The organism is Belnapia rosea (assembly GCF_900101615.1).
GTDB classification, from domain to species: domain Bacteria; phylum Pseudomonadota; class Alphaproteobacteria; order Acetobacterales; family Acetobacteraceae; genus Belnapia; species Belnapia rosea.
The window spans coordinates 40,704-67,125 of record NZ_FMZX01000022.1 but is presented as its reverse complement, the minus strand read 5'-3'; the positions used below and the strand labels follow the sequence as shown (position 1 = coordinate 67,125).

Genomic DNA, 26,422 nt, shown 5'->3' with positions numbered 1-26,422 from the left:
CGCCTCCTCAGGCCGGTGCTTCTTGCTCGCCATCTCGGTCCTCCTCCGGTCCAAACCCATACCTCAGGACGGACCATTTCAAAGGGGGAGGATCATGACCCACCCCCCGGACGGGGCTCGGTAAAGGAGGGCGTCCATGGAGTTTTTTGTCGGTATTGATGTGTCGCTCGACAGCTCGAGCATCTGCATCGTTGACGAGCGCGGGGTGATCATCAAGGAGGGCAAATGCCCGAGCGAGCCTGAGGCTATCGCGCGCTTCATCCGGCACAAGGGCCGACGTGTCGAGCACGTCGGCCTCGAGACCGGCGGCCTCTCGCAGTGGCTGCATGCGGGGCTAACGCGAGAGGGGTTCCGGGTCACGGTGATGGAGGCGCGGCACGTCCGGGCGTCACTGGCCACCATGCGCGTGAAGACCGACCGCAATGACACGCGCGGCATCGCCCAGCTCGTACGTCTCGGTTGGTTCAAGGCTGTGCACGTGAAGACACCTACGGCGCAGGAGACCCGCGCGCTGCTGGGTGCACGCCAGTTCCTCGTGGACAAGGTGACCGGGGTCGAGAACTCCATGCGGGCAGCGCTCCGCAACTTCGGGCTGAAGATGGGACCGGTGACGCGGTCGAAGTGGGCAGCGCGAGCCCGAGAACTCGCCGCGGGCAACCAGGCGCTCGAGATCGTCGTGGAGGCGCTGCTGCGCGTACGTGATGCGCTGCTGGAGGAGTTACGCGCGCTTGACCGAAAGCTGCTCGAGACAGCACGTGCCGATCCGGTAGTCCGCACGCTCATGACGGCGCCCGGCGTCGGCGCGATCGTCGCGCTGACGTTCAGAAGCGCGGTTGATGACCCAGATCGGTTTCCCAGAGCTCGTGATGTAGGACCCTGGTTGGGGCTGACGCCAAGCCGCTACCAGTCCGGTCAGATCGATCGGATGGGTCGAACCACCCAGGCAGGAGACGCTGGGCTGCGCGCGGCGCTCTACGAGGCTGCAGCAACCCTTTTGGGTCGCGTGACCAAGTGGTCGGCGCTCAAGGCTTGGGGCGTCCGCTTGGCGCGACGCAGCGGGACAAAAAAGGCCCGCGTCGCCGTCGCACGAAAGTTGGCGGTCGTGCTGCTCAGCATGTGGAAGGCTGATGAGCCGTTCCGCTGGTCCACCCGGACGGGGGAGGAAGCCGCCATGGCATAGAGGCGGTTCTCCACCCCTGCCAGCGCGGCCCCTCCGGCTGCGTCAGAGGTCTCCAACAGGGACGAGGGCGGGACGAGCTCGTACTTGCCGAAGTTGCCTTGAGCACGTGGTACAGATTTGGAGCCGTCCGCCTCCTCGTTCCGCATCATGTGGCGGCCACGCCGACCACGGACAGAAGCATGGCCCTGTTTGGTGGATCCTTGGCGCTTGACGGAAAAGGCCCGATCACAAAAGCGGCAGGTGGTCGGCGTAGCGTGCCACCAGCACCTGGGCCACCGTGGCCTCAGTTGGCATCCCGCCCTCGATCAGGCGGGCCGGGGCGGGGGCCTGAACCACAGTGCCCGTGCAGGCGCGGCAGGCTAACTTCGGCCGCCTGGTGACCAGCACGCGGAACTGCGCCGGGAGCACGTCGAGCCGCTCCGCGGTGTCGGCCCCGATCTCCACCATCGCGCCCCGGCAGCACGGGCAGGCGGTGCTCTCGGGCAGCAGCACCTGCTCGACCCGGGGCAGGTGGGCCGGCAGCCGGCCGCGCCCGGCGCGGCGCCGGGCCGTGTTCTTCTGGCGCCGATCCGGTGAGCGCTGCTCCGCCTCCGCCTCGTTGCTGGCGAGCGAGGCCTCGGCCTCCTCGAAGGCGAACTGCAGTTGCTCCTCGGGCAGCCGCTCCGAGCGCGGCCCGAACTGCATGCGCTGCAGCTTGCGCAGCAGGTGCCGGAGCCGCTCGTTCCGCGCCGCCAGCGCGTCCCGTTCGGCCACGATGCTGTCGCGCTCGGCAACCAGGCTGTCGCGCTCCGCCAAGGCGGCCAGCAACATCGCCCGCAGCACGGCGGGATCGTCGGGCAAGTCCGGCGTTGTCTCGCCACTCTCGCGCATCGGCGCCGAGTCTACGCCGCAGCCGTCGGCGTGGGAATCTGTCTCGCGTCCGCCACCCGCGAGAAGTCGAGACCCGCGAACAGCGCAGCGAACTGGACGGCGGAGAGCCGCACGGTGCCGTCGGTGATGGGCGGCCAGCGGAAGGTGCTACCCTCCAGTTGCTTCCAGACCAGGACCAGCCCGCTGGCGTCCCAATGCACGATTTTCACCCTGTCGCCGCGCTTGGCCCGGAATACCAGCACCACGCCCGAGAATGGGTCCTCGCCCAGCATGTCAGCTGCCAGCGCCGCGAGCGAGTGGGCCCCTTTCCGGAAATCGACAGGCTTGGTCGCCAGCAGCACACGCACGCCGGCCGGGATCGTGATCATGCCGTCGAGGCGCGCACCGCACGCAGCACCGCGGTCAGCAGCGCCTGATCCACCCCAGGCGAGACCCGCACCACCGCGCCGGCCAGCGCCACCTCGATCAACGCGCCAGACGAAGCCATCCCTGTGGCAGGCGGGTCAGACACGATGGGGACGAACGACAATGCCACCTGCCCGCCTGCCTCGGAGCTCGCCGCCCGCGCCTCGCGCCGCCAGGTGAACAACTGCTGCGGCGCGATCTGCCAGCGCCGCGCCACCGCCGAAACCACCGCTCCCGGCGCGTAGCTCTCCGCCACCACCCGCGCCTTGGTCGCCTCGTCCCAGACCCGGCGTCGCCCCGGGCCCGTCAGCACCTCGACCCGCTGATACCCGCCATCCTTCAGGTCACGCATCATGTCGGCCCTAATGTCAGCCCGAAGCTCCTCGAGCGCCGGGCATCCCATCAGGCCACCTGCCCATAAGGAAGAAGGGCCTCTCTCCGTCGCTTACAGCCTATCAGAGGTGTCCGTGGAAACGGGACAGACCCACAGGTCTCTCGCGCGCTAGTTTGGTGCAGGAGAACTCACGGAGGAACGCACTGGAACCCACCCGCTGAGGCACAGGAACGCAGGGTGTTGAGGCATCGGAACGCCGGGGGGATTCCGCACAGGAACGCTCGCGGGCTGGTCAGCGAGCGAGCATTGGAACGTAAGTGTGGGGTGGGAAAGACACGTTCTGGCGCAAGGCGCTGTTGCAAGCCTGTTGCCGGCCTTCACTCGGCGGTACCGCCAGGGTACCGTCGCGGTGCCGCCATGGCGCCACAGATTTAGCGCGTAAATCTATCAAATTTTCCGGGTTTCACGCGGTGAGGCTCGAGCTCCTGGCACGGCGCGTCACCTTCCTTTCGAATGTAAACCGTGACTTTCTGCGCCGTGCGGACATGTCATCCCGCCGCATTCATGCCGCGTCGGGCGACGTTAAATGACAGGCGGCGTGATGTGCGTTCCTGGAGGGTTTGGCTTCAGTTGAGCGCGTGCGTGGGCTCCGCCGGGGATGAGGCGCGACACAGAGTGTCGGATGAAGGCTAGCTTTAGGAACCTGGTCTGCCCCCGGGCATTTGGACCGGCAATGTGAGAGGGATCCGGCTAGGTTTGACCCTGGAGGAGGGAGGCCTGGCGATGAAGCGGAGCCAGTACACGGACCAGCAGGTGGCGTTCGCGCTACAACAGGCGGAGGCGGAGGCGGAGGCGGGGACGGCGGTGCCGGAGTTGTGCCGCAAGATGGGCATCTCCGAGGCGACGTTCTACCGATGGAAGCAGAAGTATGGCGGGCTGATGCCGTCCGAGGTGCAGCGGCTGCGGCACCTGGAGGAGGAGAACGTCCGGCTGCGCCGGCTGGTGGCCGATCTCAGCCTGGACAAAGAGATGCTCCAGGAGGTCGTCAGAAAAAAATTTTGAGGCCTGCCCGGGTGCGGGAGATCGTCGACCACTTGCGGACCTGCTTTCGTGTGTCCGTTCGGCGCGTGTTCCAGGCGGTACCGGCGCCGCGGTCGACCTTCCACTACCGTTCCCGCAGACCCGGGCAGGCCATCCTGCGGCAGCGCATCCGCGAGTTGGCAGAGACGCGCGTGCGCTACGGCTAAAGGCGCATCCATGTTTTGCTGCGACGGGAGGGTTGGATGGTGAACCCGAAGCGCGTGCACCGGCTGTACCGGCTCGAAGGTCTGCAGATGCGGCTGAAGCCGCCGCGGCGCCGGGTGATGGCCAAGCTGCGGGAGGACCGCACACCGGCCGTGGCGCCGAACCAGGTTTGGGCGATGGACTGGATCTACGATCAGCTGTTCGACGGCCGGCGGATCTGGGTGCTGACCATGGTGGACACCTGCAGCCGTGTTTGCCCAGCATTGCGGGTGTGCCGCGTGGCGAGCGCGGCGGAGGTCATCGCGGCGCTGGAGGAAGCGGTGAAGCGACACGGCGCGCCTGGATCCATCCGGGTCGACCAGGACTGCCAGTTCACCTCGCGGGAGCTGGACCTCTGGGCGTACGGCAAGGGCGTGACGCTGGACTTCAGCAGGCCGGGCAAGCCGACCGACAACGCGCATGCCGAGGCGTTCAATGCCCGGTTCCGGGCAGAGTGCCTCAGCCAGCACTGGTTTCTGGACCTGGACGACGCGCAGGCGAAGGTGGAACGCTGGCGTGTGGACTACAACGAGGTGAGACCGCACAGCGCGATCGGTGATAGGCCACCGATGGCGTTGATATCCGCCCCTGAGCCGCTGCTCCGGGGCGATCGGCAGCCGGAAAGTCTCACATAATGCGGTCCAGCTTTCGGGGACGGACCATCAGCCCGAGAACTTGCGTAGCCCTCGGACCAGGGTTGGGGGCAGGACCAGTGCCTGAAAAACTTGCGCCTCAACTGGACCAGTTTCGAGGGTCAAGACCAGGCGGCGGTGCCGCTGCGCGCTGGCGGGCGTGCCGCTGGTGCTCGCCGGCCGACCCGACAGTTGGGTGCGCCGCGCGCTGCGCGACGCGCTCGGCCAGGAGGCGCTCGGCATCGAGGTGGCGGCCGAGGCGGATACCGTCGCCATCGCCAAGCGGCTCGTGCTCGCCGGGCTCGGTCCGATGGTCGATGTCGCCGCCATGGTGCGCGCCGAGATCCTCGAGGGGCGGCTGCGCGCGGTGCCGCTCGGCGCGCTCGCCATCACCCGGCTGCTGGTCATGCCCCGCGGGCGGGAACCGTCGCCGACGGCGGTCGCGGCCGCCGGCCTGCTACGCGACTGCGCGCGCGAGATGCTGGCCAGCGGGCTGTGGCTGGGAGCGCGGGCGCCGACGACCTCCGCCGTCCCTGACGCCCGGCGGAGGTGATTCCTGACCGATGCGGCGCGCCGCGAAGCGCGCCGAGCGCCCGGATGGGCGCCGCCGACAGTCCGGCGTAGCCACGGCGGCGGAGACGCCGCCCGGCGCCTGAGGGCATGCAAAGACAAACCAGCGGCACCGGTCAAGGATCGGTGCCGCTGGCATCACCCCTCCCAGGCCAGGCGCAGCGCCGCCGCTGCCTGGCTGAGGGTCAGGGCGGAAACCGGGATCAGCTTGCCCAGGGTGAGGAAGCCGTGGATCTGGTCGGAGACGTGCAGGTGGCTGACCGGCACGCCCTCGGCCTCGAGCCGCCGGGCATAGGCGGCGCCCTCGTCGCTCAGCGGGTCGTGGCCGGCGGTCATCACGAAGGCCGGCGGCAGGCCGGCGAGGCTGCCCGCCCGCGCGGGCGAGGCGCGCCAATCCGCCCGCGCCGCCGGGTCCGGCACATAATGGCCGATGAACCAGCGCATCGAGGCGGCGTTCAGCACATAGCCCTCGATGAAGCGGCCATAGGCCGGCGATTCCGCCGCGAGGTCGGTGACTGGATAGAACAGCATCTGGAACATCGGCATCGGCGCCTGGCCGTCGCGCGCCATCAGGCACAGCGCGGCGGCGATGTTGCCGCCGGCGCTGTCGCCGCCCACCGCGATGCGCGCTGCGTCGATGCCGAGCGCCCCGGCCTGCCCGGCCACGAAGCGCAGCGCGGCGACGGCGTCCTCGGCCGCCGCCGGGAAGGGATGTTCGGGAGCGAGGCGGTAATCCACCGCGACCACCACCGCGGCCAGCCGGTTCGCCAGTTCGCGGCAGAGCTGGTCATGGCTGTCGAGGTCGCCGACCACCCAGCCGCCGCCATGCAGGAACAGCAGGCAGGGTTGCGGCCCGGCGCCGGCGCCAAGGCCCCGATAAAGCCGCAGCCGCACCGCCCCGCCGGGGCCGGGGCAGGACAGGTCGCGCCATTCGGCGACCGCCGGCGGCTCGGGCTGCAGCACCTGCCGCGCGGCGGCATAGGCCACGCGCGCCTCGGCGGGCGTCATCGCCTCGAAGGGCGGCCGGCCGGACTCGCGGGTCAGGTCGAGCACCCGGCGGGCGCTGGGATGCAGGCTGGTCATGCGGGCGCTCCCTCGGTGGATTGATGCGATGCCGCCGCTGGGACCGCTGCCCTGGCAGCGGCGGCGGGGACCGGCGCGCCGGCCCCGCCGCCTGGCTTCAGCCGGCCTGCCCCAGCGTGCCGGCGGCGCGCAGCGCGGCGATCTCGGCCTCCGGCAGCCAGCCGGCCAGCGCCCCCTCGGCCCTGGCGGGGTCGGCGGGCTGCGGCGGCAGGCTCAGCTCCGGCACGGTGCGGCTGAAGCGCGGCGCCGGGGCGGGCTGCGCCACACCGTCGAACTCGACGAAGGTGCGCCGCGCGGCCATGTGCTTGTGGCGCAGCGCCTCGGCCGGGGTCAGCACCGGGGCGAAGCAGGAATCGGTGCCTTCCAGCAGCTCGCACCAGGCATCGCGCGGGCGCTGGCGGAACAGCTCGGCTAGGCGGCGCTTCGCCTCGGGCCAGCGGGCGCGGTCGGACTGCTTAGGGAAATCGGCCGGGTCGATGCCGATCCGGCGCAGCAATTCCTGGAAGAAGCGGCCCTCGATCGGCGCCACCGAGACATAGCGCCCATCGGCGCATTCGTAGCAGTCGTAATAGGGGGCGCCGCCGTCGATCACGCCCTCGCCGCGGCTCTCGGGCAGCAGGCCGGCGCCGAACAGGCCGAACATGCCGGTCATCAGATGCGCCACGCCGTCCACGATCGCCGCATCCACCACCTGGCCGCGGCCCGAGCCGCGCGCCTCGAGCACCGCGCAGACGATGCCGAAGGCGAGGTAGAGCGCGCCGCCGCCATAATCGCCGACGAGGTTGAGCGGCGGCGTCGGCGGCTGGCCCTGGCGGCCGATATGGTGCAGCGCCCCGGTCAGCGCGATGTAGTTGAGATCGTGCCCGGCGGCCGGGGCGAGCGGCCCGTCCTGCCCCCAGCCGGTCATGCGCCCATAGGCGAGGCGCGGATTGCGCGCGAGGCAGTCATCGGGGCCGAGGCCGAGGCGCTCGGCGACGCCGGGGCGGAAGCCCTCGATCAGCGCGTCCGCCCCGGCCACCAGCCGCAGCGCCAGTTCGCGCGCGGCGGGCTGCTTGAGGTCGAGGGCGAGGGTGCGGCGCCCGCGCAGGGTGAGGTTGTATTTCAGCGGCCGGCTCATGCCGAGCTCGGGCGGGTCCGGCCGGTCGATGCGAAGCACCGTCGCGCCCATGTCGGCGAGCAGCATCGCCGCCATCGGCCCCGGGCCGATGCCCGCGAGTTCCACAACCTTCAAACCGGCCAAGGGCCCCATCTGTTTCCTCCTCGCGCTTGCCGCGACACCGGCCGCCTGGGGGGCCGGATTTCTGAACATCGTTCGGGAACAGCCGACACGGCGGCGGGCGCGCCGTCAAGCCGCCGTGTTGACAGCTTGCTCGAACGACGTTCAGCATGTCGAACAAGGCGCCGGTCCAAGGCGCACCCGAGCGGGACGATTCCGCGTCCGGGAACGATCGAGGAGGAAACGGGCGTGTCCTTTGCCCTGACCGAGGAGCAGATCCAGGTCCGCGACCTGGTGCGCCGGGTGGCGCGCGAGAAGGTGGCGCCGCGCGCCGCCGAGATCGACGCCAGCGGCGAATACCCGCAGGACATGTTCGAGCTGCTGCGCGAACTCGGCCTGTTCACCCTGCCCTTCCCGGCCGAATATGGCGGCTCGGGCAGCACCCTGGCCGGCTGCCTCGCGGTCGAGGAGCTGGGCCGAGTCTGCTACAATACCGGTTACCTGCTGGTGGTGCAGTGGGTGCCGCTCGGCACCATCCTCGCCGGCGGCACCCCCGAGCAGAAGGCGCGGCTGCTGCCCGGCCTCGCCTCGGGCCAGCTGCGCGCCGCCTTCTCGCTGACCGAGCCGCAATCGGGCTCCGACGTCGCCGGCATCCGCACCCGCGCGCGGCCCGATGGGGACGGGTTCGTGCTCAATGGCGGCAAGATCTGGTGCACCAACGCCGCGGTGTCGGATTTCGTGCTGGTCGGCGCGCGGCTCGAACGCGGCGACGGCCCGGGCGAGGTGAACTTCTTCATCGTCGAGCGCGACCGCCCCGGCTTCCGCGTCGGCCGCAAGGAGGAGAAGATGGGCGCCCGCGGCGTCCCCTCCTCGGCGCTGTTCTTCGACGATGTGCGGCTGCCGAAGGAGAACCTGCTCGGCGGCGGGGCGGGCGGCTTCCGCTCGGTGATGGAGGCGCTGAACAAGTCGCGCCCGATCGTCGCCGCGCGCGCCGTCGGCCTGGCGCAGGGGGCGATGGACCACGCGATCGAGTTCGCCCGCGGCCGCCGCGCCTTCGGCGAGACGGTGGCGAACTACCAGGGCATCCGCTGGATGATCGCCGACATGGCGATCCAGATCGAGGCGGCGCGGCAGCTGACCTACGCCGCCGCGACGGCGGTGGATGCCGGCACCACCGGCGCCGCGATGGCGAGCCTCGCCGCCTCGGCCAAGTGCTTCGCCAGCGACATGGCGATGAAGGTGGCGACCGACGCGGTGCAGATCTTCGGCGCCTCCGGCATCTCGAACGAGTTCCCGATCAACCGCTACTTCCGCGACGCGAAGGTGGTGCAGATCATCGAGGGAACCAACCAGATCCAGCGCAACATCGTGGCGCGCAACCTGATCGGCAAGGCGGAGTGACGGGCATGGCGAAGGAAACGGGCGGGCTGCCCTATGTGGGTCTGGGCCTTTATTTCGAGGACCTGACCATGGGGCGGGCCTTCCGCACCATCGGCCGCACGGTGACCGAGGCGGACATCGTCAACTTCATCAATACAACCGGCATGGCCGAGGTGCTGTTCATGAACCTCGACTTCCTCGAGAAGGAGAGCGACATCAGGGGCCGCGTCGCCCCCGGCGCGCTCGGCTACACCTTCGCCGAGGGGCTGCTGGTGCAGGCGACCATGCAGCACACCGGCTTCGCCTTCCTCGGCATGGAGCTGAAGATCGAGAACCCGCTTTTCGCCGGCGACACCATCCATGTCGAGGTCGAGGTGATCGAGGCGCGGCTGTCGCAGAGCCGGCCCGGCCGCGGCCTAGTCCGCACCCGCAACCGCGTCGTCAAGCAGGACGGCACGGTGGTGCTGACCTATACGCCGCTGCGGATGGTCAAGTGCCGAAGCGCCGGCGGGCCCGAGGCGTGAGCCAGGCCGGCGGCGGGCCGCTCGCCGGGGTCAGGGTGATCGACCTGACCAGCGCGGTGCTCGGCCCGGTGGCGACGCAGATTCTCGGCGACATGGGCGCCGACGTCATCAAGGTGGAGCCGCCGCAGGGCGACACCATGCGCCAGGTCGGCCCGACGCGCGGACCCGACATGGCGGTGATGTTCCTCAACATCAACCGCAACAAGCGCTCGGTGGTGCTCGACCTGAAGCAGCCGGCGGCGCGCGCCGCGCTGCTGCGGCTGATCGAGGGCGCGGACGTGCTGGTGCACAACATGCGCCTCGGCGCCGCCGAGCGGCTGGGGCTGTCATACGCCGCGCTGGCGACGCGCAACCCGCGCCTGATCCATGCCAGCGCCACCGGCTTCCGCAAGGATGGCCGCCACCGCGACCGCCCGGCCTTCGACGACGTTATCCAGGGCATGAGCGGCCTTGCCGCGCTGAACGCCATGCGCGACGACGGCGAGCCGCGCTACGTGCCGAGCGCCATCGCCGACAAGTTCTGCGGCCATGTCCTCGCCTCCGCCGTCGCCATGGCGCTGTACCGGCGCGAGCGCACCGGGCGCGGGCAGGAGGTGCATGTGCCGATGCTCGAGACCATGCTCTCCTTCAACCTCGGCGAGCATCTGTGGGGCGGGGTACTCGACGATCCCTCGCTGGGGCTCGGCTATGGGCGCATGTTCACGCCCTATCGCCGGCCCTTCCCGACCAGCGACGGGCATCTGTGCCTGATGGCCAATTCCGACGACCAGTGGCAGCGGCTGCTGGGCGCGCTCGGCCGGCCCGACCTCGCCGAGGATCCGCGCTTCGCCCGCCTCGCGCAGCGCGCGGTCAACATCGGCGCGCTCTATGCCATCGTCGAGGAGGTGATGCGAACGCGCAGCACCGCCGAATGGCAGGCGCGGCTCGATGCCGCGGACGTGCCGAACGGGCCGGTGCTCGGCCTCGCCGACATGCTGGAGGACGACTACCTGGCCGAGACCGGCTTCTTCCAGCGCGTCGAACATCCCTCGGAAGGGCGGATGCTGGTCACCGCGGTGCCGGTCGAGTTCTCCGAGGCGCCGGGCGCGGTGCGGCGCCTGCCGCCGCGCCTGGGCGAGCACACCGCCGAGGTGCTGCGCGAGGCCGGGCTGGCGGAGGCCGAGATCGCGGAACTCGCCGGCGGCTGAGCCGCCGCCGGCCTATGAAGCGCCCGCCGCCGCGGCGGAACGGGCGCGGCAACAGGGAGGAGGATCGCATGCGGCGCCGCGGTTTGATGGCCGGCGGGCTCGCCCTTGCCGGGATGGCCGGCGCGGCGCGGGCGCAGGACCGCTTCCCCGACCGTCCGCTGCGGCTGGTGGTGGGCTTCGCGCCCGGCGGGCCGACCGACATCGTCGGCCGCCGCTTCGCCGACCGGCTCGGCGCGGTGCTCGGCCAGCCGGTGGTGGTGGAGAACCGCTCCGGCGCCAGCGGGTCGGTCGCCGCGATCGAGGTCGCACGCGCGCGCCCCGATGGCTACACGCTGCTGCTCACCACGCCCTCGGCCCATGCGATATTCCCGCAGATCGCGGTGCGGCCGGGCTATGACGCGCTGGCCGATTTCAGCCCCATCGGCCTCGTCGCCATCGCCCCGGTGGTGTTCGCCGCGCATCCCTCCTTCCCGGCCCGCAGCCTGCCCGAGATGATGGATCTGGTGCGCGCGCGGCCGGGCGCCTTCAGCTTCGGCTCGGGCGGGGCCGGCACCATCACGCATTTCGGCATGGAACTGTTCATGCGCCAGGCCGGCGGGCTGCGGCTTGAACATGTGCCCTATCGCGGCGCCGGGCCGGCGGTGCAGGATTGCGTCGCCGGCCACATCCCGCTGGTGGTGGACACCTTCGCGCCGATGATCGAGCATCACCGGGCGGGGCGGCTGCGGATCCTCGCCGTGCTCGCCGAGCAGCGCTCCGCCGTCGCGCCCGACGTGCCGACGGCGGCCGAGCACGGCGTGCCCGGCGCCGTCGCCAACACCTACAACGCGCTGCTCGGCCCGGCGGGGATGGCGGAGGCGGCCGTCGCCGCGCTCGGCCGCGCCACCCGCCAGGCGACCGAGAACGATGAGTTCCGCGCCTTCCTGGGCGCCATCTCGGCCGAGCCGGTGAGCGGGATGACGCCGGAACGCACCGCCGCCTACATCCGCAGCGAATACGCCAAATGGACCCCGATCATCCAGGCGTCCGGATTGAGGATCGAATGATGACCGACACGATGAAGCCGCGTCTTCCGCTGGCCCGGCGCCGGTTGCTCGGCGGCGGCGCCACGGCGCTCGCCGCCGCCGCCCTGCCGCTGGCCAAGGGGCGGGCCGCGGGCTTCCCCGAGCGGCCGGTCCGCCTGCTGGTGGGCTTCACGCCGGGCGGGCAGACCGACATCTTCGCCCGCGGCCTGGCCGAGCGCCTGGGCGCGGAACTCGGTCAGCCGGTGGTGATCGAGAACCGCCCCGGCGCCGGCAGCTCGGTGGCGGTGAGCGAGGTGGCGCGGGCGCGGCCCGACGGCCACACGCTGATGTTCATCAACCCCTCGGGCTTCGCCATCCATCCGCAGGTGGCGGCGCGGCCGAGCTACGATCCGCTCAAGGACCTGGCGCCCGTCGCCATGGTCGCCAACACGCCGGTCACGGTCGTCGCCGGCCCCGGCTTCACCGGCGGCGACGTGCGCGGGCTGATCGCGCAGGCGCGGGCCAATCCCGGCGGCCTGACCTACGGCTCGGCGGGCGCGGGGACGGTGACGCAGCTCGGCATGGAGCTGTTCCTGCAGAAGGCGGGCGGGCTGCAGATCGTGCATGTGCCCTATCGCGGCGCGGCGCTGGTCGCGCAGGACCTCCTCGCCGGGCGCATCCCGCTGATGGTGGATGCCTTCGCCACCATGGTCGAACAGCATCGCAGCGGCACCGTGCGGATGCTGTGCGTGCTGGCGCAGGAACGTGCCGCCGCGGCGCCCGATGTGCCGACGGCGATCGAGAGCGGCGTGCCCGACGCCATCGCCGATGTCTACAACGCCGTCGTCGCCCCGGCGGCCACCCCCGCCCCAGGAATCGAGACCTTGAACGCCGCGATCCGCTGCGTCACCGCCTCGGACTCCTATCGCGCCTTCCTGGCCAATTACGGCGCGGCGGCGGGCGGGCCGATGACGGCGGCCGAGCTGACGACCTACCTGCACAACGATTTCCGCCGCTGGACCCCGGTGATCCGCGCCACCGGGCTGAGGATCGAATGATGGCGGGCACGGCGTCGGGCGCCGGGGCGGGGCGGCGCGGCGTTCTGGGACTTGCGGCGCTGGCGGCCGGCGCCCTGCCCTTCGGGGGCGCGCGGGCCGCCGCCTTCCCCGAGCGGCCGATCCGCGTGGTGGTGGGCTATGCCGCCGGCGGGCCGACCGACCTCTATGCACGGCGGCTCGCCGAGGGGCTCGGCGCCGCGCTCGGCCAGCCGGTGGTGGTGGAGAACCGCCCCGGCGCCAGCGGCACCGTCGCCGGGGCCGATGTGGCGCGGGCGCGGCCCGATGGCTACACGCTGCTGGTCACCGCCTCCTCGGCCCATGCGGTCTATCCGCAGCTGGTGGCGCGGCCGCCCTATGACCCGGTGGCGGATTTCGCCGGCATCGGCGTCATCACCGTCTCCCCCACGGTGATCGCCGTGCACCCCGCCGTGCCGCCGGACAGCCTGGTAGCGCTGCTGACGATGGTGCGCGCGGCGCCGGGCCGCTTCGCCTATGGCACCGGCGGGGCGGGCAGCGTCATGCAACTCGGCATGGAGCTGCTGCTGCGCGAGGCGGGCGGGCTGCGGATGGAACACATCCCCTATCGCGGCGCCGGCCCGGCGGTTCAGGACTGCATCGCCGGCCATGTGCCGGTGGTGGTGGACACCTTCGCGCCCATGCTCGCCCATCATCGCGACGGGCGGCTGCGGATCCGGTGCGTGATGTCCGAAGGGCGCTCGGCGATGGCGCCGGAAGTGCCGACCGCCATCGAGGCCGGCGTGCCCGGCGCGGTCGCCAACACCTATGCCGCCTTCCTCGCCCCCGCCGGCACGCCGGCGGATGTGCTGGCGCGCCTCAACGGCGCGATGCGCGCGGTGACGCAGACCGAGGAATTCCGCGCCTTCCTGCGCGGCCTCTCGGCGGAGCCGGTGCCCGACCCGGCGCCGGAGGCGACCATGGCGTTCATCCGTTCGGAATACGACAAGTGGACGCCCGTCATCCGCGCGCTCGGCCTGCGGATCGAGTGACGCGGCGCAACAGAGGACCGGGGAGCAAGGTGATGAACCGCCGCAACGTGCTGGGACTGCCCCTTGCCTTCGCCACGGCCGGGCTGCCCCTGCCAGTGCGGGCGCAGGCGGCCTTTCCCGACCGACCCATGCGCATGCTGATCGGCTTCGCCGCCGGGGGGCCGACCGACATCGTCGGCCGCCGCTTCGCCGACCGGCTCGGCGCCGTGCTCGGCCAGCCCGTGGTGGTGGAGAACCGCTCCGGCGCGAGCGGCGCGATCGCCTCGGTCGAGGCGGCGCGCGCGCGGCCGGACGGCTACACGCTGATGCTCGCCACCTCCTCGAGCCACGCCATCTATGCCAGCTTGGCGGTGCGACCCGGCTTCGACCCGGTGACCGACTACGCGCCGCTGGCGCTCATCGGCGTGGTGCCGATGGTGATCGGCGCCCATCCCACCTTCGCGGCCGATCTGCCCGAGGTGCTCGGCCGGATCCGCGCCGCCAGCGGGGGGATCGCGATTGCCACCTCCGGCAATGGCGGCATCGCGCATTTCGCGGCCGAGCTGCTGCTGCGCCAGGCGGGCGGGCTACGCGCCAACCTGGTGCATTACCGCGGCGGCGGCCCCGCGGTGCAGGATGCCATTGCCGGGCATGTGCCGGCGGTGGTCGAAACCTTCGCCACCACGCTCGAGCACCACCGCGCCGGACGTCTCCGCATCCTTGCCGCCTTCACCGAACAGCGCTCGGCCGCCGCGCCCGAGGTGCCGACCGCGATCGAGCAGGGCGTGCCCGGCATGCTCGCCAACACCTACAACGCCCTGCTGGCACCCGCGGGCACGCCCGCGCCGGTGGTCGCGCGGCTTGCCGAAGCCTCCGCCGAAGCGGCGGCGGAACCCGAATTCCAAGCCTTCCTCCGCAGCGTCTCGGTTGAGCCGGTGCCCGGCAGCACGCCGGCGCGCACAGCCGACTTCATCCGCAGTGAGCGTGCCAAATGGGAACCCATCATCCGCGCCACCGGGCTGCGGATCGAATAGGCAAGGTGCCCGCCGCGCGCGCCCATGGTCGCGAAGCCGCCGAGGAGGCAGCTCCCCCGCGCGCGCTCGGCCGCACGCTCGGCATCTTCGCCGCCGTCGCGGCGGCGCCGGAGGGGCTGCCGCTGGCGGAACTCAGCGCCGCGCTCGGCAGCCCCAAGAGCAGCCTGCTCGCACTGCTGCGGCCTCTCGCGGCAGAAGGCTTCCTGCTGCACGCCGCAGGGTGCTACCGGCTGGGGCCGGAGGCCTTCCGCCTCGCCGCGGCGATGCTCGCGGCGCGGCGGCTGCCCGAGCAGCTCCGCGCCGCGATGGAATGGCTTGCCGAGCGCAGCGGCGAAACGGTGATCCTCACCTCCATCGACCGCGAGGCCGGGCTCGTCGTCTATGCCGAATGCATCGACAGCCGCCAGCCGGTCCGTTACGTGGTGCCGCCCGGCTCCACGCGGCCGCTGTACTGCTCGGCGGCGGGCCGCCTGCTGCTCGCCTTCCAGGATGAGGCGTTCCGCGAGCACTACCTGGAAACGACGCCGCTGCGCCCGCTGACGCCGCTGACCGTGACCGACCGGGCGGCGTTGCGGGGCATCCTCGAACGGACGCGGCGGGACGGCATCAGCGTGACCGTGGGCGAGACCGTGCGCGGCGCGGCCGGCTGCGCCGCGCCTGTCTTCGACGCCGATGGCGGGGTCTCGCGCGCGCTGCTGCTCGGCGCCCCGGCCGACCGCTTCGAGCACGAGATGCCGCGGCTGGCCGCGCTGCTGCGCGAGGCGGCGGCGCGCGCCTCGGAACGCGGCGCCGGCCCGCCCGCCACCCTTGTGCCTCACCGGCGCAAGCCGGCCAGCCAAGCGAAGGGAGCAAGAGCGTCGTGACCCATCGCCGCAGCCTGCTGCTCGCCGCCGCGGGCAGCCTCGCCGCGCCCGGCCTGCGCGCCCAGGGCGCCGAATGGCCCTCGCGCACCGTGCGCGTCATCGTCGGCTTCCCGCCGGGCGGATCGGTGGACGTGCTGACGCGCATCCTCGCCGAACGCATGCAGGCGCGCACCGGGCAGGCCTGGGTGGTGGAGAACCGGCCCGGCGCGGGCGGCAACATCAGCGCCGAGGCGCTCGCGCGATCGGCGCCGGACGGGCACACCATCGCGATGCTGCCGATCAGCATCTACGCCATCAACCGCTTCCTCTATGCCCGGCTGCCCTTCGACCCGGACCGCGACCTGATCCCGGCGAGCCTGGTGTGGGATTTCCCCAACGTCGCCGTGGTGTCGGCGCAGCATGTGCCGGCGCGGACGCTTGCCGAGTTCGTCGCCTGGGCGAAGGCGCGGCCGGGCGGCATTTCCTATGGCTCCTCGGGGGTGGGCACGACGATCCACCTGTCGGGGGCGCTGTTCGCCGCGCGCAACGGGATCGAGGCCACCCATGTGCCCTTCCGCGGCGCCGCCCAGACCATCCCGGCGATGCTCGCGGGCGACATCCACTTCGCCATCGACGGGCTCGCCTCCTACATGCCGCTGATCCAGGAGGGCAAGGTGCGCGCGCTCGCCATCACCGCTGATCAGCGCTGGCCCACCCTGCCCGATGTGCCGACCATGGCCGAGGCCGGCGTGCCGGATTTCGTCATCATGCCCTGGAGCACCTGGAGCTTCCCCGCCGGCACGCCGCCGCGCATCGTCGCGCGCCTGGCCGAGCTGGTGCGCGAGCTGACGGCGGGCCCCGAGATGGCGCGCCGGGCGATCGAGGTGGGGGCGCGCTGGCGCTCCAGCACGCCGGAGGAAACGCGCGCCTTCATCCAGAGCGAATTGCCGCGCTGGCAGGAGATGGTCCGCATCTCGGGCGCGAGGGTCGAATGAGGAGCATGGGCATGGAGAGTTCCGCCACACCGAGGCGCTACGGCTTCGACGACGCGGAGCTGCTGGCGCAGCCGACGGTGTTCCGTCCGGGGCTGTTCGCCGGGCAGACGGTGCTGGTCTCGGGCGCCGGCAGCGGGCTCGGCAAGGCGGTGGCGGCGCTGTTCGCGCGGCTCGGCGCGCGGCTGGCGATCTGCGGGCGCGATCCGGCGCGGCTGGAGGCCGCCGCGGCGCTGCTGCGCGGCCTCGGCGCCGAGGTGATCGCGGTGCCGATGAGCATCCGCGACCCCGACCAGGTGCAGGCGCTGATCGAGCGCGTCTGGGCCGAGGCGGGCGGGCTCGACCTGCTGGTGAACAATGCCGGCGGGCAGTTCCCGCAGGCCGCGCTCGACTACACGCCCAAGGGCTGGAACGCGGTCATCGACACCAACCTCAACGGCACCTGGTACATGATGCAGGCGGCCGCGCGCGCCTGGGTGGCGGCCAAGCGGCCCGGCGCCATCGTCAACATCGTCGCCGACATCTGGCGCGGCATGCCCGGCATCGCCCATACCTGCGCCGCGCGCGCGGGCGTGGTCTATGTCTCGAAAAGCGTCGCGGTGGAATGGGCGCCGCACCGCATCCGGGTGAACTGCGTCGCGCCCGGCTGCGTCGAGACCACGGCCTTCAGCCTCTATCCGCCGGAAGGCAGCGCGACCTTCTACGAATCCAACCCGATGCTGCGCGCCGGCGACGCGCAGGACATCGCCGAGGCGTGCTGCTACCTCGCCGCGCCATCGGGCAAGTTCGTCACCGGCGAGGTGGTCACGGTGGATGGCGGGCAGCAGCTCTGGGGCGACCCCTGGCCGATCGGCCGGCCCGACTATTTCAGGATCCCGCATGGCGCCGCCCCGGCGCCGAAGGAGTGAGAGCGTGGACGACAAGGACCCGATACTGTTCGATGTGGATGCGGCGAGCGGGGTGGCGACGCTCACCCTCAATCGCCCCGAACGCTTCAACGCCTTCAACCGGCCGATGCTGCTGCGCTGGCGCGAATGCCTCGACCGCGTCGAGCGCGACGGCGCCATCCGCGCCCTGGTGGTGACCGGGGCGGGCCGCGCCTTCTGCGCCGGCGGCGAGATGGACGAGCTGGAATCGTTCCTCGATGCCTCCTCGGAGGAACGCAAGGGCTTCCTGTGGGACAGCGTGCACCCGATCGCGCTGACGCTCGAGCGCATCGACCGCCCGGTGATCGCCGCGCTCAACGGCACGGCGCGCGGCGCCGGGCTCGACATGGCGCTGATGTGCGACATCAGGATCGCCGATCGCGGCGTGCTGCTGGCCGAAAGCTACATCGCCATGGGGCTGATGCCGGGCGATGGCGGCAGCTGGTTCCTGCCGCGCCTGGTCGGCGTGCCGAAGGCGCTGGAACTGCTGTGGACCGGCGATGCCATCACCGGGGAGGAGGCGGAGCGCATCGGCCTGGTCAACCGCGCCGTGGCCGACGGGCAGGCGCTGGCCGAGGCGCGCGAACTCGCCGCGCGCATCGCCCGCCAGCCCGCCGCCGCCATCCGCTTCACCAAGCGCGCGGTGCAGCAGGGGATGCGGATGGAGCTGCGCGCGCATCTCGACATGGTGTCCTCGCACATGGCGGTGCTCGAGGACATGCCCGACTTCGCCGATCGCGTGCGCGCCTTCAAGGCGCGCCGGCAGGCGCCGCGAGGCGGGTGACGCCGGCCTCGGCGAGGGCGGCGATCTCCTCCTCCGTGTAGCCGAGCTCGGCGAGCAGCTCCGCGCTGTGCTCGCCGAGGCGCGGCGCGTGACGGCGGATCGCCGGGGGCGTCGCGCTCCAGTTGGCGGCGGGCGGGCGCGTGGCGCGCACGCGCCCCTCGCTCGGGTGGTCGGTCCAGCGGAACATGCCGACCTGCCTGAGGTGCGGGTCCTCGAGCAGCGTCTCGAGCGTGTTGAGCGGCGTCGCCGGGATGTCCACGCGCTCGAAGGCGGCCAGCCACTCGGCGGTGCTGCGGTGGCGCAGCTCATCCTCGAGCATGGCGTGGATCTCGCGCGCATGGATGGTGCGGCTGGTCAGGCTGGCGAAGCGCGGGTCGCGCTCCATCACCTCGGGCCGGCCGACCAGCTCGAAGAAGCTGCGCCAGTGGCGGTCGGTATAGACCATGGCGCAGACATAGCCGTCGGTCGTCGCGTAGGGGTGGCGCTCGGGCGCGAGGGAACGCGGATAGCCCGGCGGGCCGACCGGCGGGTCGTAGGCGAGGCCGCCCATGTGGTCGCCGAGCACGAGCTGGATGACGGTCTCGAACATCGGCACCTCGATCGCCTGGCCTTCGCCGGTGCGGCCGCGATGCACCAGGGCGCCGAGCGCGGCATTGGCGACGGTGGCGCCGACATGGCGGTCCATGATGGCGAGCGGGATGTATCGCGGCACACCATCCCCCGCCTGCGCGATCAGCGAGGGGACCGAGGCGATGCCCTGGATCAGGTCGTCGAAGGCCGGGCGCGCGGCATAGGGGCCGTCCTGGCCGAAGCCGACGGCAGCGACATAGATGAGGCGCGGATTGACCGCGCGCACCGCCTCGGCGCCGAGGCCGAGCCGCGCCATCGCCGCGGGGCGGATGTTGGTGATCAGCACGTCGGCGCGCCGCGCGAGGCGCAGCAGCGCGGCCCGGCCTTCCGCGCGCTTGAGGTCGAGCACGAGGCTGCGCTTGTTGCGGTTGGCGTTGAGGAAGAGCGGCCCCATGCCGGGGTTCCGCATCGGCCCGATGCCGCGCACGGAATCGCCCTCGGGCGGCTCGACCTTGATGACGTCGGCGCCCATGTCACCGAGGATCAGCGCGGCGGTGGGCCCCATCAGGACCGAGGAAAGATCGAGCACGCGAATACCGTCGAGAGCCGCAGCGGCCATGGAGGTTTCCTTCCCCTAATGCAGGCCGGAGGCGACGCTGGACGCGCGCGCGCCGGGATCCCTAGTGTGCAGGCGCGGTGCGCGACGCGCCAGCCAATGTCGAGAGGAAACCTGCCATGCATCCTTCACGACGCGCGGTCCTGCTGTCCATGCCCGGCCTTGCGGGCGGGCACGCCGGCGCTGCTCAGACAGAAGCCGCCTATCCCTTGCGCGTGGTGCGCGTCGTCATTCCCTCGGCGCCCGGGGGGCTGACCGACGGCTTCGTGCGGCTGATCGGCGACGCCATGCAGCAGGCCTGGGGGCAGCCCTTCGTGATGGACCATCGGCCGGGCGGGGGCGGCATCGTCGGCACCGAGCATGTCGCGCGCGCGGCGCCGGACGGGCACACGCTGCTGATGGGCAATATCGGCCCGCTGGGCATCAATCCCGGCCTCTATCCGCACCTGCCCTACGACGCCGCGCGCGACCTCGCGCCGATCTCGCTGGTAGCCGTCTATCCGAACGTGCTGGTGGTCAATCCCGTGGTGCCGGCGCGCAACGTCGCCGAGCTGGTGGCGCTGGCCAGGGCGCGGCCAGGCGTGCTGCGCTTCGCCTCGGCGGGGATCGGGCAGTCGCAGCATCTCTCAGGCGAGATGTTCAACGTGACCGCCGGCGTGCAGATGACGCACGTGCCCTATCGCGGCACCGGCCCGGCGCTGTCGGACGTGATGGGCGGCCATGTCGAGATGATGTTCAGCAACCTGCCGCCGGCGGTCGAGGCGATCCGCGCCGGGCGGCTGCGCGCCCTCGGCGTCACCGGCACCGCGCGCAGCGCGGTGCTGCCTGAGGTGCCGACCATCGCCGAGGCTGGCGTGCCCGGCTACGAGGTGCTCTCCTGGATCGCGCTGGTCGGGCCGGCCGGCCTGCCGGGCGAGATCGTCGCCAGGCTGCACGCAGAGACCGCGCGGGTGGCGCGGACCGAGGAGGCGCGCCGCTACTACCTCTCCATTGGCGCCGAGCCGCGCACGGATCTAAGCCCGGAACAAGCCGGCGCCTACATGCAGCGCGAGCGCAACCGCTGGGCGGAGCTGGTCCGACGTGCTGACATCCGCCCGGAATAGCCGCCGCCACGCCCCTTGCCGCGTGCCGGGCCGCGTGCGATCCTGATTGCCCCAATGATTGACTGCGGCGCCCATGGCGGCGTCGCGGCGTAATGGGCGGACGTCGATGCGACTGACCGAAGTCAAGACGCAGCGCGCCTTCGAGGCGATATCGAGCCAGATCACCGAACGGATCCGCCGCGGTGACCTGCGCGCCGGCGACCGCCTGCCGAATGAGCGCGAACTCGCCCAGGCCTTCGCGGTCAGCCGCCATGCGGTGCGCGAGGCGCTGCGCTCGATGGAATCGGTCGGGCTGCTGCATCTCCGCAAGGGGGCGACCGGGGGCGTCTTCGTCTCGGGCGGGCGGCCCGAGGCGGTGGCCGAGGCGATGCGCGGCATGTTCTATGTCGGCGGTATCTCGCTGGCGGAACTGACCGAGGCGCGGCTCGAGATCGAGACCGCCGTGCTGCGCCTCGTCTGCGGCAGGCTCGACGAGGCCGGGCTCGCGCTGCTCGAGGACAACGTCGCCGCCGCCGAGCGGGCCACCGAGGCCGGCGACAATGGCGCCAAGGTGACGCTGAACATCCGCTTCCACGAATTGCTCGCCACCCTGACCGGCAATACGGTGCTGGTGGTGGTGATGAAGGCGCTGCTCGACATCCTGCGCGAATTCGCCCAGCGCGTCGGGCCGGTGACCGAGATGGACGTCATCGCCTCCCGCCGGCGGCTCCTGCGCCACCTGCGCGCTGGGCGGCAGGACAGCGCCGTGGCCGAATTGGTCCGCAGCCTGCGCGCGGTGCATCGCCACTACCTCGGCGCGCTGAAGGGGCGCGGGGCCGCCGCGCCGGGGATGCCGGGGCCATGAGCGCGCCCGCCGCCGCGGCCGGCCCGCTGGCCGGGATGCGGATCCTCGACCTCAGCACGCTGATCGTCGGGCCCTATGCGACGCAGATCCTCGGCGACTACGGCGCCGACGTCATTAAGGTCGAGGCGCCGGACGGCGACATCATGCGGAATTCCGGGCCGTCGCGCGGGGCAGGGATGGGGCACATGTTCCTCCATGCCAACCGCAACAAGCGCTCGGTGGTGCTCGACCTCAAGCGGGAGGAAGGGCGGCGGGCGGTGCTCGCGCTCGCGCGCGGGGCGGATGCGCTGATCTACAACCTGCGGCCGGCGGCGATGGACAGGCTCGGCCTCGGGCACGACGCGCTGGCCGCGGTCAATCCCGGCATCGTCTATGCGGGCGCCTTCGGCTTCAGCCAGCGCGGCCCCTATGCCGACCGGCCGGCCTATGACGACCTGATCCAGGGCATGGCGGGCATCGCCTCGCTGTCGGCGATCGCCGCGGGGGAACCGCGCTACGCGCCGCTGGTGCTGGCGGACCGGGTGGTGGCGCTGCAACTGGCCAATGCGGTGCTCGGCGCGCTGCTGCACCGGGCGCGGACCGGGCGCGGCCAGCGGGTGGACGTGCCGATGTTCGAGGGGCTGCTCGAACTCGTGCTGGGGGAGCATCTCGCCGGCCTCGCCTTCCGCCCGCCGGAGGGGCCCTTCGGCCATGCCCGCAGTCTGTCGCGGGAGCGGCGGCCCTTCCGCACCGCCGATGGCCATGTCTGCCTGCTGCTCTACAACGACGCGCAGTGGCGCCGCTTCCTCGACCGCATCGGCCGGCCCGAGCTGATGGAGGATGCGCGCTTCGCCACCTATGCCGAGCGGATGCGGCATGTGGACGTGGTCTATGGCTTCCTCGCCGAGACGCTGGCCGCGCGCCCGACCGAGGAATGGCTGGCGCTGCTGGCCGAGGCCGATGTGCCGGTGGCGCGCATGGCAACCATCCCCGGCCTGCTCGAGGACGAGCACCTGCGCTCGATCGGCTATTTCCGCGAGATGGAGCACCCGAGCGAGGGCGCCATCCTCGGCCTCGCGGTGCCTTCGGAATGGTCGGATTCGCCGCCCTCCGTCCGCCGCCACGCGCCGCTTCTCGGCGAGCATACCGAGGAAGTGCTGCGCGAGGCCGGGCTCGACGCCGAGGCGATCGCCCGGCTTTCCAAACCCAGCGAGAAGACCTGAGGGACATGGACCGCGACACGCTCGCCGAACGCATCGTCAGGGCGCCCTTCCACCGCTGGCTCGGCCTCGAGGTCGAGAGGGCGGACGCGACCGGCGTCGAACTCGTCATGCCCTGGCGCGGGGAGATCGTCAGCCGTGCCGATCCGCCCATCATGCATGGCGGGGTGGTGGCGGCGCTGATCGATACCGCCGGCCTCTATGCCGTGCTCGCGGCGGGCGGCAGCGCCATCGGCACCGCCTACATGCATGTGGACTACCACCGCCCGGTGGTCAGCGGCACGGTGCGGGTGCGTGCGCGCGCGCTCAAGCTCGGGCGCCGCATCTCGGTGGCCGAGGCGATGGTCTATGGCGAGGGGCCGGAGCCGCTGGCCAGCGGTCGCGGCGGCTATTTCCCGCCATGAATGACGGACGGAAGGACGCATGACGACGATGATGGGACTTGCCGGCACGCTGGCGGGCATCCGGGTGCTCGATCTCAGCCAGGGCATCGCGGGGCCGCATTGCGGCTGCCTGCTCGGCGACCTCGGCGCCGATGTGGTGAAGGTCGAGCCGCCCGAGGGCGACTGGGGCCGGCGCCTCGGCGCCGCGCCGGGGGAGGTCGGGCCGACCTTCCACAGCTTCAACCGCGGCAAGCGCAGCGTCGTGCTCGACCTGCGGCAGGAAAGCGGGCGCGAGACGGCGCGCGCGCTGGCCGCGCGCGCCGAGGTGGTGATCGAGAGCAACCGCCCCGGCGTGGCGCGGCGGCTCGGCCTCGACCATGCCACGTTGTCGGCCGGGCGGCCTGGGCTGATCTATGTCGCCGTCAGCGGCTTCGGCCAGGATGGCCCCTATGCCGAGCGACCGGCGACCGATTCCATCGTGCAGGCCTTCACCGGCCTGCCGCACGGCGCCAGCACCACGGCCGAGCCGCTGCGGATCCGCTTCGGCATCGTCGATGTCGGCGCCGGCGTCTATGCCAGCCAGGCGGTGCTGGCGGCGCTGCTGCTGCGCGCCCGCACCGGGCAGGGCGGGCTGCTCGACATCAACCTCGCCCATGTCTCGGCCGCGATGCAGGCCTACAAGCTGGCCGAGGCGGCCGGACCCGCGGGCAGCGAGCCGCGCGAACTGGTCGCGGGCATCGGCACCTATGCCACCGCCGACGGCCATGTGGTGGTGGCCGGCGTGCAGGAACGTCATTTCGGCATCCTGCTCGATGTCATCGGCTGCGCCGACCTGCGGAGCGATCCGCGCTTCGCCGAGCCGGGGGCGCGGCTGGCCAACCAGGCCGCGCTGCGCGGCCTGATCGCCGAGGCTATCCGCCTCAGGCCCACCGCGCAATGGGTGGCGGCGATGGGCGCGGCGGGGCTGCCCTGCCAAGAATTGCTGACCTATGGCCGCTTCCGCGCGGACCCGCATGTGCGCGCGGTGAACCTCGTGCAGGATGTCGCCTATGCGGGGCAATGGCCCCTGCCATCCGTGCGCTGCCCGGGCCTGGCGCCAACGGAGTTCACGGCCCACCGCGCCCCAGCGCTTGGCGAGCATACGCGCGAAATCCTGGCCGAGGCGGGGCTCGGCCATGTGCTCGACTGCCAAGCCCAACATCAAGAGGTCATTCGATGACGGCGGAACTCAAGGAACAGCTCGGCTACGACGCGCCGATCTTCGCCTTCAACCATTGCCGCGACGTGGTCGTGGAATGCACCCGCGCCGGCGGCTTCGGGGTGCTGGGCAGCAGCAGCTTCTCGCCCGAGGAGCTCGACCAGGAGCTGAACTGGATCGACCGGCATGTCGGCGACCGCAGCTATGGCGTCGATATCCTGATGACCTCCAACTACGACGAATCGACGCAGAAGGTGACCGGGCCGCTCGCCGAGTCGCTGCCCGAGGCGCAGCTGCGCTTCGTCGATGAGGTGCTTGCGCGCGAGGGCGTGGCCCCGCTGCCGGCGGAGATCGAGCGCGACCGCCGCGCCGCCATGGCCGCCCGCGAGCGCTACATCACGCGCGAGGGCGTGCGCGCCCTGGCCGATGTGGTCTGGCGCCATCCCAAGGTGAAGCTGCTGGTCAGCGCGCTCGGCGTGCCGCCGGCGGACATCATCGCCAAGGCACATGAGCGGGGCATGCTGGTGGGCGGCGTCTGCGGCGCGCCCGAGCACGCCGAGCGGCAATGCGCAGCGGGCGTGGACGTGCTGGTCGCGCAGGGCAGCGAGGCGGGCGGGCATACCGGCACGATCTCGACCATGGTGCTGGTGCCGCAGGTGGTGGATGCGGCGAACGGCCGCGCCGCGGTGCTCGCCGCCGGCGGCATCGCCCGCGGCAGCCAGATGGCGGCGTCGATGGCGCTCGGCGCGGATGGCGTGTGGTGCGGCTCGGTCTGGCTGGTGACGCGGGAGAGCGACCTGCTGCCCAACCAAAAGGCGGTGCTGCTGAACTGCCGCAGCCAGGACACCCTCCAGAGCCGCAGCATGACCGGCAAGCCGGTGCGGATGAACCGCAGCCGCTACACCGATGCGTGGTCGGCCGCGGGCGCCCCGGCGACGCTGGCGCCGCCGATGCAGAAGGTGCTCTACGAATACGCCCGCAGCCGCATCGACCGCGCCCAGCGCGACGACCTCTATTCCTACCCGGTCGGCCAGGTGATCGGCATGGTGCGGGAGGAGACCACCGTGCGCGAGGTGATGCTGCGGATGCAGACCGAGTATCTCGAGACGCTGGAGCGCATGGGACGGCAGACGGAATCTGTCTGATGCCGGCCGGCGCATGGCGCACCGATCCCGGGCGTCGGGCCAAACGGGAGGACGGAAGATGACCACCAGCAGGCGCGCCCTGATCGCCGGCGCTGGCGCGGCGACCGCGCCGGCATGGGCGCCGGCGGCCCTTGCCCAGGCCTATCCGGCGCGCCCGGTGCGCCTGATCGCGCCGATCCTGCCGGGCGGGGTGACCGACATCCTCGCGCGGCTGTTCGCGCTGCGGCTGACCGAGCGCATGGGCCAGCCGGTGGTGGTCGAGAACAAGCCCGGCGCCGGGCTCATCATCGGCATGGAGCATGTCGCGCGCTCGGCGCCGGATGGCTACACCATCATCATCGCCAGCCAGGGCGCGATGGCGGTGAATACCTCGCTCTTCGCCCGCCTGCCCTACGACACGCTGCGCGACTTCGCGCCGATCACCCAGGTGGTCGAGTTCCCGGTGATGCTGGTGGTCAAGCCGGATTTCCCGGCCGCCGACATCAACGCCTTCCTGGCCATGGCGCGGGCGCAGCCCGGCGCGCTGACCTTCGGGTCGGCCGGCATCGGCACCATCTCCCATCTCGGCATGGAACTGCTGGAGGCGCGGGCGGATGTCGATCTGACCCATGTGCCCTTCAACGGCGAGGCGCCGCCGCTGCAGGAGGTGATCGCCGGGCGCGTCTCGGCGCTGCTGGTGACCTTCGCCGTCGGCATGCCGGCGGTGCGCGGCGGGCAGGTGCGCGCGATCGGCGTCGCCTCGCGCCGGCGCTCGGCGCTGGCGCCGGACATCCCGACCCTGGCCGAGACCGGCTTCACCGATTTCTCCGTCACCGGCTGGTTCGGCATGCTGGCGCCCGCCGGCACGCCGCCGGCGGTGGTCGAACGGCTGCATCGAGAGTTCATCGCCGTCCTGGACGAACCGCCGAGCCGCGAACGGCTGCTCGCCCTCGGCGTCGAGCCGCAGGGATCGGAATCGCCCGCCGCCTTCGGCCGCTTCATCGCCGAGGAGACCGCCCGCTGGCGCGAGGTGGTGACGCGCGCCGGCATCCGTGCCGGCTGAAACCCGCCCCCGCCACAGGAGGAGACACCGA

25 protein-coding genes and 2 pseudogenes are annotated in these 26,422 nt (G+C 71.9%); 21 read left to right on the top strand and 6 right to left on the bottom strand.

The window, feature by feature from the left end:
- Window positions 1-136 precede the first annotated feature (136 nt).
- The gene (locus BLR02_RS23310) at window positions 137-1,180 is read left to right on the top strand and encodes an IS110 family RNA-guided transposase (protein WP_090571506.1); all 1,044 of its coding nucleotides are present in this window, start codon (window positions 137-139) and stop codon (window positions 1,178-1,180) included.
- A 231-nt stretch (window positions 1,181-1,411) separates the two neighbouring features.
- Here the strand turns inward: BLR02_RS23310 and BLR02_RS23305 are convergent.
- From BLR02_RS23305 to tnpA, 3 genes and pseudogenes are all read right to left on the bottom strand, one after another.
- A pseudogene (locus tag BLR02_RS23305) lies at window positions 1,412-2,050 on the bottom strand (IS66 family transposase zinc-finger binding domain-containing protein); the annotation flags it as partial.
- A gap of 11 nt (window positions 2,051-2,061) precedes the next feature.
- On the bottom strand, window positions 2,062-2,418 hold the full coding sequence (gene tnpB / locus BLR02_RS23300; RefSeq protein WP_090571508.1) for an IS66 family insertion sequence element accessory protein TnpB: 357 nt from the start codon (window positions 2,416-2,418) through the stop codon (window positions 2,062-2,064).
- A complete protein-coding gene (tnpA, locus tag BLR02_RS23295; RefSeq protein WP_090571521.1) occupies window positions 2,415-2,810 on the bottom strand; it encodes an IS66-like element accessory protein TnpA in 396 nt (131 codons plus the stop codon). The genes tnpB and tnpA overlap by 4 nt, the downstream gene beginning before the upstream one ends.
- A 762-nt stretch (window positions 2,811-3,572) precedes the next feature.
- Here tnpA and BLR02_RS23290 point away from each other — a divergent pair.
- Window positions 3,573-4,708: pseudogene (locus BLR02_RS23290) on the top strand (IS3 family transposase).
- A 157-nt stretch (window positions 4,709-4,865) separates the two neighbouring features.
- A complete protein-coding gene (locus BLR02_RS23285) occupies window positions 4,866-5,258 on the top strand; it encodes a LysR substrate-binding domain-containing protein (protein WP_218127636.1) in 393 nt (130 codons plus the stop codon).
- A gap of 155 nt (window positions 5,259-5,413) precedes the next feature.
- Here BLR02_RS23285 and BLR02_RS23280 read toward each other — a convergent pair whose 3' ends face one another.
- The gene (locus BLR02_RS23280; RefSeq protein WP_090664826.1) at window positions 5,414-6,358 is read right to left on the bottom strand and encodes an alpha/beta hydrolase; all 945 of its coding nucleotides are present in this window, start codon (window positions 6,356-6,358) and stop codon (window positions 5,414-5,416) included.
- 97 nt (window positions 6,359-6,455) lie between these two features.
- A complete protein-coding gene (locus BLR02_RS23275) occupies window positions 6,456-7,607 on the bottom strand; it encodes a CaiB/BaiF CoA transferase family protein (RefSeq protein WP_090664825.1) in 1,152 nt (383 codons plus the stop codon).
- Window positions 7,608-7,823: 216 nt separating this feature from the next.
- Between BLR02_RS23275 and BLR02_RS23270 the strand changes: the two genes are divergently transcribed.
- From BLR02_RS23270 to BLR02_RS23220, 11 genes are all read left to right on the top strand, one after another.
- Window positions 7,824-8,975, top strand: a complete 1,152-nt coding sequence (locus BLR02_RS23270) for an acyl-CoA dehydrogenase family protein (RefSeq protein WP_090664824.1) — start codon at window positions 7,824-7,826, stop codon at window positions 8,973-8,975.
- A gap of 5 nt (window positions 8,976-8,980) precedes the next feature.
- A complete protein-coding gene (locus BLR02_RS23265) occupies window positions 8,981-9,478 on the top strand; it encodes a MaoC family dehydratase (protein WP_090571797.1) in 498 nt (165 codons plus the stop codon).
- Window positions 9,475-10,665: a CaiB/BaiF CoA transferase family protein gene (locus BLR02_RS23260; protein WP_090664829.1), complete on the top strand. Its 1,191-nt coding sequence runs from the start codon at window positions 9,475-9,477 to the stop codon at window positions 10,663-10,665. Before BLR02_RS23265 ends, BLR02_RS23260 begins: the two co-directional genes overlap by 4 nt.
- A gap of 68 nt (window positions 10,666-10,733) precedes the next feature.
- The gene (locus tag BLR02_RS23255) at window positions 10,734-11,711 is read left to right on the top strand and encodes a Bug family tripartite tricarboxylate transporter substrate binding protein (RefSeq protein WP_176849760.1); all 978 of its coding nucleotides are present in this window, start codon (window positions 10,734-10,736) and stop codon (window positions 11,709-11,711) included.
- A complete protein-coding gene (locus BLR02_RS23250) occupies window positions 11,711-12,727 on the top strand; it encodes a Bug family tripartite tricarboxylate transporter substrate binding protein (RefSeq protein WP_176849759.1) in 1,017 nt (338 codons plus the stop codon). The genes BLR02_RS23255 and BLR02_RS23250 overlap by 1 nt, the downstream gene beginning before the upstream one ends.
- Window positions 12,727-13,734, top strand: a complete 1,008-nt coding sequence (locus BLR02_RS23245; protein WP_176849758.1) for a Bug family tripartite tricarboxylate transporter substrate binding protein — start codon at window positions 12,727-12,729, stop codon at window positions 13,732-13,734. Before BLR02_RS23250 ends, BLR02_RS23245 begins: the two co-directional genes overlap by 1 nt.
- Window positions 13,735-13,766: 32 nt before the next feature.
- Complete coding sequence (locus tag BLR02_RS23240) at window positions 13,767-14,747, top strand: Bug family tripartite tricarboxylate transporter substrate binding protein (protein WP_090664820.1); 981 nt, start codon at window positions 13,767-13,769, stop codon at window positions 14,745-14,747.
- Window positions 14,748-14,752: 5 nt separating this feature from the next.
- Window positions 14,753-15,610 carry an IclR family transcriptional regulator gene (locus tag BLR02_RS23235; protein ID WP_218128034.1) on the top strand — a complete coding sequence of 286 codons (858 nt, stop codon included), beginning with the start codon at window positions 14,753-14,755 and terminating at the stop codon, window positions 15,608-15,610.
- Window positions 15,607-16,584: a Bug family tripartite tricarboxylate transporter substrate binding protein gene (locus tag BLR02_RS23230; RefSeq protein WP_090664818.1), complete on the top strand. Its 978-nt coding sequence runs from the start codon at window positions 15,607-15,609 to the stop codon at window positions 16,582-16,584. The genes BLR02_RS23235 and BLR02_RS23230 overlap by 4 nt, the downstream gene beginning before the upstream one ends.
- Window positions 16,585-16,595: 11 nt before the next feature.
- Complete coding sequence (locus tag BLR02_RS23225) at window positions 16,596-17,489, top strand: SDR family oxidoreductase (RefSeq protein ID WP_090664817.1); 894 nt, start codon at window positions 16,596-16,598, stop codon at window positions 17,487-17,489.
- A 4-nt stretch (window positions 17,490-17,493) separates the two neighbouring features.
- Window positions 17,494-18,291: an enoyl-CoA hydratase/isomerase family protein gene (locus tag BLR02_RS23220; protein ID WP_218127655.1), complete on the top strand. Its 798-nt coding sequence runs from the start codon at window positions 17,494-17,496 to the stop codon at window positions 18,289-18,291.
- On the opposite strand, the gene BLR02_RS23215 is transcribed toward BLR02_RS23220, so the two are convergent.
- The gene (locus BLR02_RS23215) at window positions 18,257-19,480 is read right to left on the bottom strand and encodes a CaiB/BaiF CoA transferase family protein (RefSeq protein WP_090664816.1); all 1,224 of its coding nucleotides are present in this window, start codon (window positions 19,478-19,480) and stop codon (window positions 18,257-18,259) included. The two genes, BLR02_RS23220 and BLR02_RS23215, sit on opposite strands and share 35 nt — an antisense overlap.
- A 116-nt stretch (window positions 19,481-19,596) precedes the next feature.
- Here BLR02_RS23215 and BLR02_RS23210 point away from each other — a divergent pair, with 116 nt between their 5' ends.
- The 7 genes from BLR02_RS23210 (at window position 19,597) to BLR02_RS23180 (ending at window position 26,391) form a co-directional block, all read left to right on the top strand.
- Window positions 19,597-20,580: a Bug family tripartite tricarboxylate transporter substrate binding protein gene (locus BLR02_RS23210; RefSeq protein WP_218128033.1), complete on the top strand. Its 984-nt coding sequence runs from the start codon at window positions 19,597-19,599 to the stop codon at window positions 20,578-20,580.
- 106 nt (window positions 20,581-20,686) lie between these two features.
- Entirely contained in the window at window positions 20,687-21,424 is a 738-nt protein-coding gene (locus BLR02_RS23205) for a FadR/GntR family transcriptional regulator (RefSeq protein ID WP_176849757.1), read from the top strand.
- Entirely contained in the window at window positions 21,421-22,626 is a 1,206-nt protein-coding gene (locus tag BLR02_RS23200; RefSeq protein WP_090664814.1) for a CaiB/BaiF CoA transferase family protein, read from the top strand. The genes BLR02_RS23205 and BLR02_RS23200 overlap by 4 nt, the downstream gene beginning before the upstream one ends.
- A gap of 5 nt (window positions 22,627-22,631) precedes the next feature.
- Window positions 22,632-23,027, top strand: coding sequence for a PaaI family thioesterase (locus BLR02_RS23195; protein WP_090571701.1), 396 nt, complete (start codon window positions 22,632-22,634; stop codon window positions 23,025-23,027).
- 19 nt (window positions 23,028-23,046) lie between these two features.
- Complete coding sequence (locus tag BLR02_RS23190; RefSeq protein WP_090664813.1) at window positions 23,047-24,225, top strand: CaiB/BaiF CoA transferase family protein; 1,179 nt, start codon at window positions 23,047-23,049, stop codon at window positions 24,223-24,225.
- Window positions 24,222-25,349 carry an NAD(P)H-dependent flavin oxidoreductase gene (locus tag BLR02_RS23185; protein ID WP_090664812.1) on the top strand — a complete coding sequence of 376 codons (1,128 nt, stop codon included), beginning with the start codon at window positions 24,222-24,224 and terminating at the stop codon, window positions 25,347-25,349. Before BLR02_RS23190 ends, BLR02_RS23185 begins: the two co-directional genes overlap by 4 nt.
- A 58-nt stretch (window positions 25,350-25,407) precedes the next feature.
- Complete coding sequence (locus BLR02_RS23180; protein WP_090664811.1) at window positions 25,408-26,391, top strand: Bug family tripartite tricarboxylate transporter substrate binding protein; 984 nt, start codon at window positions 25,408-25,410, stop codon at window positions 26,389-26,391.
- Window positions 26,392-26,422 lie beyond the last annotated feature (31 nt).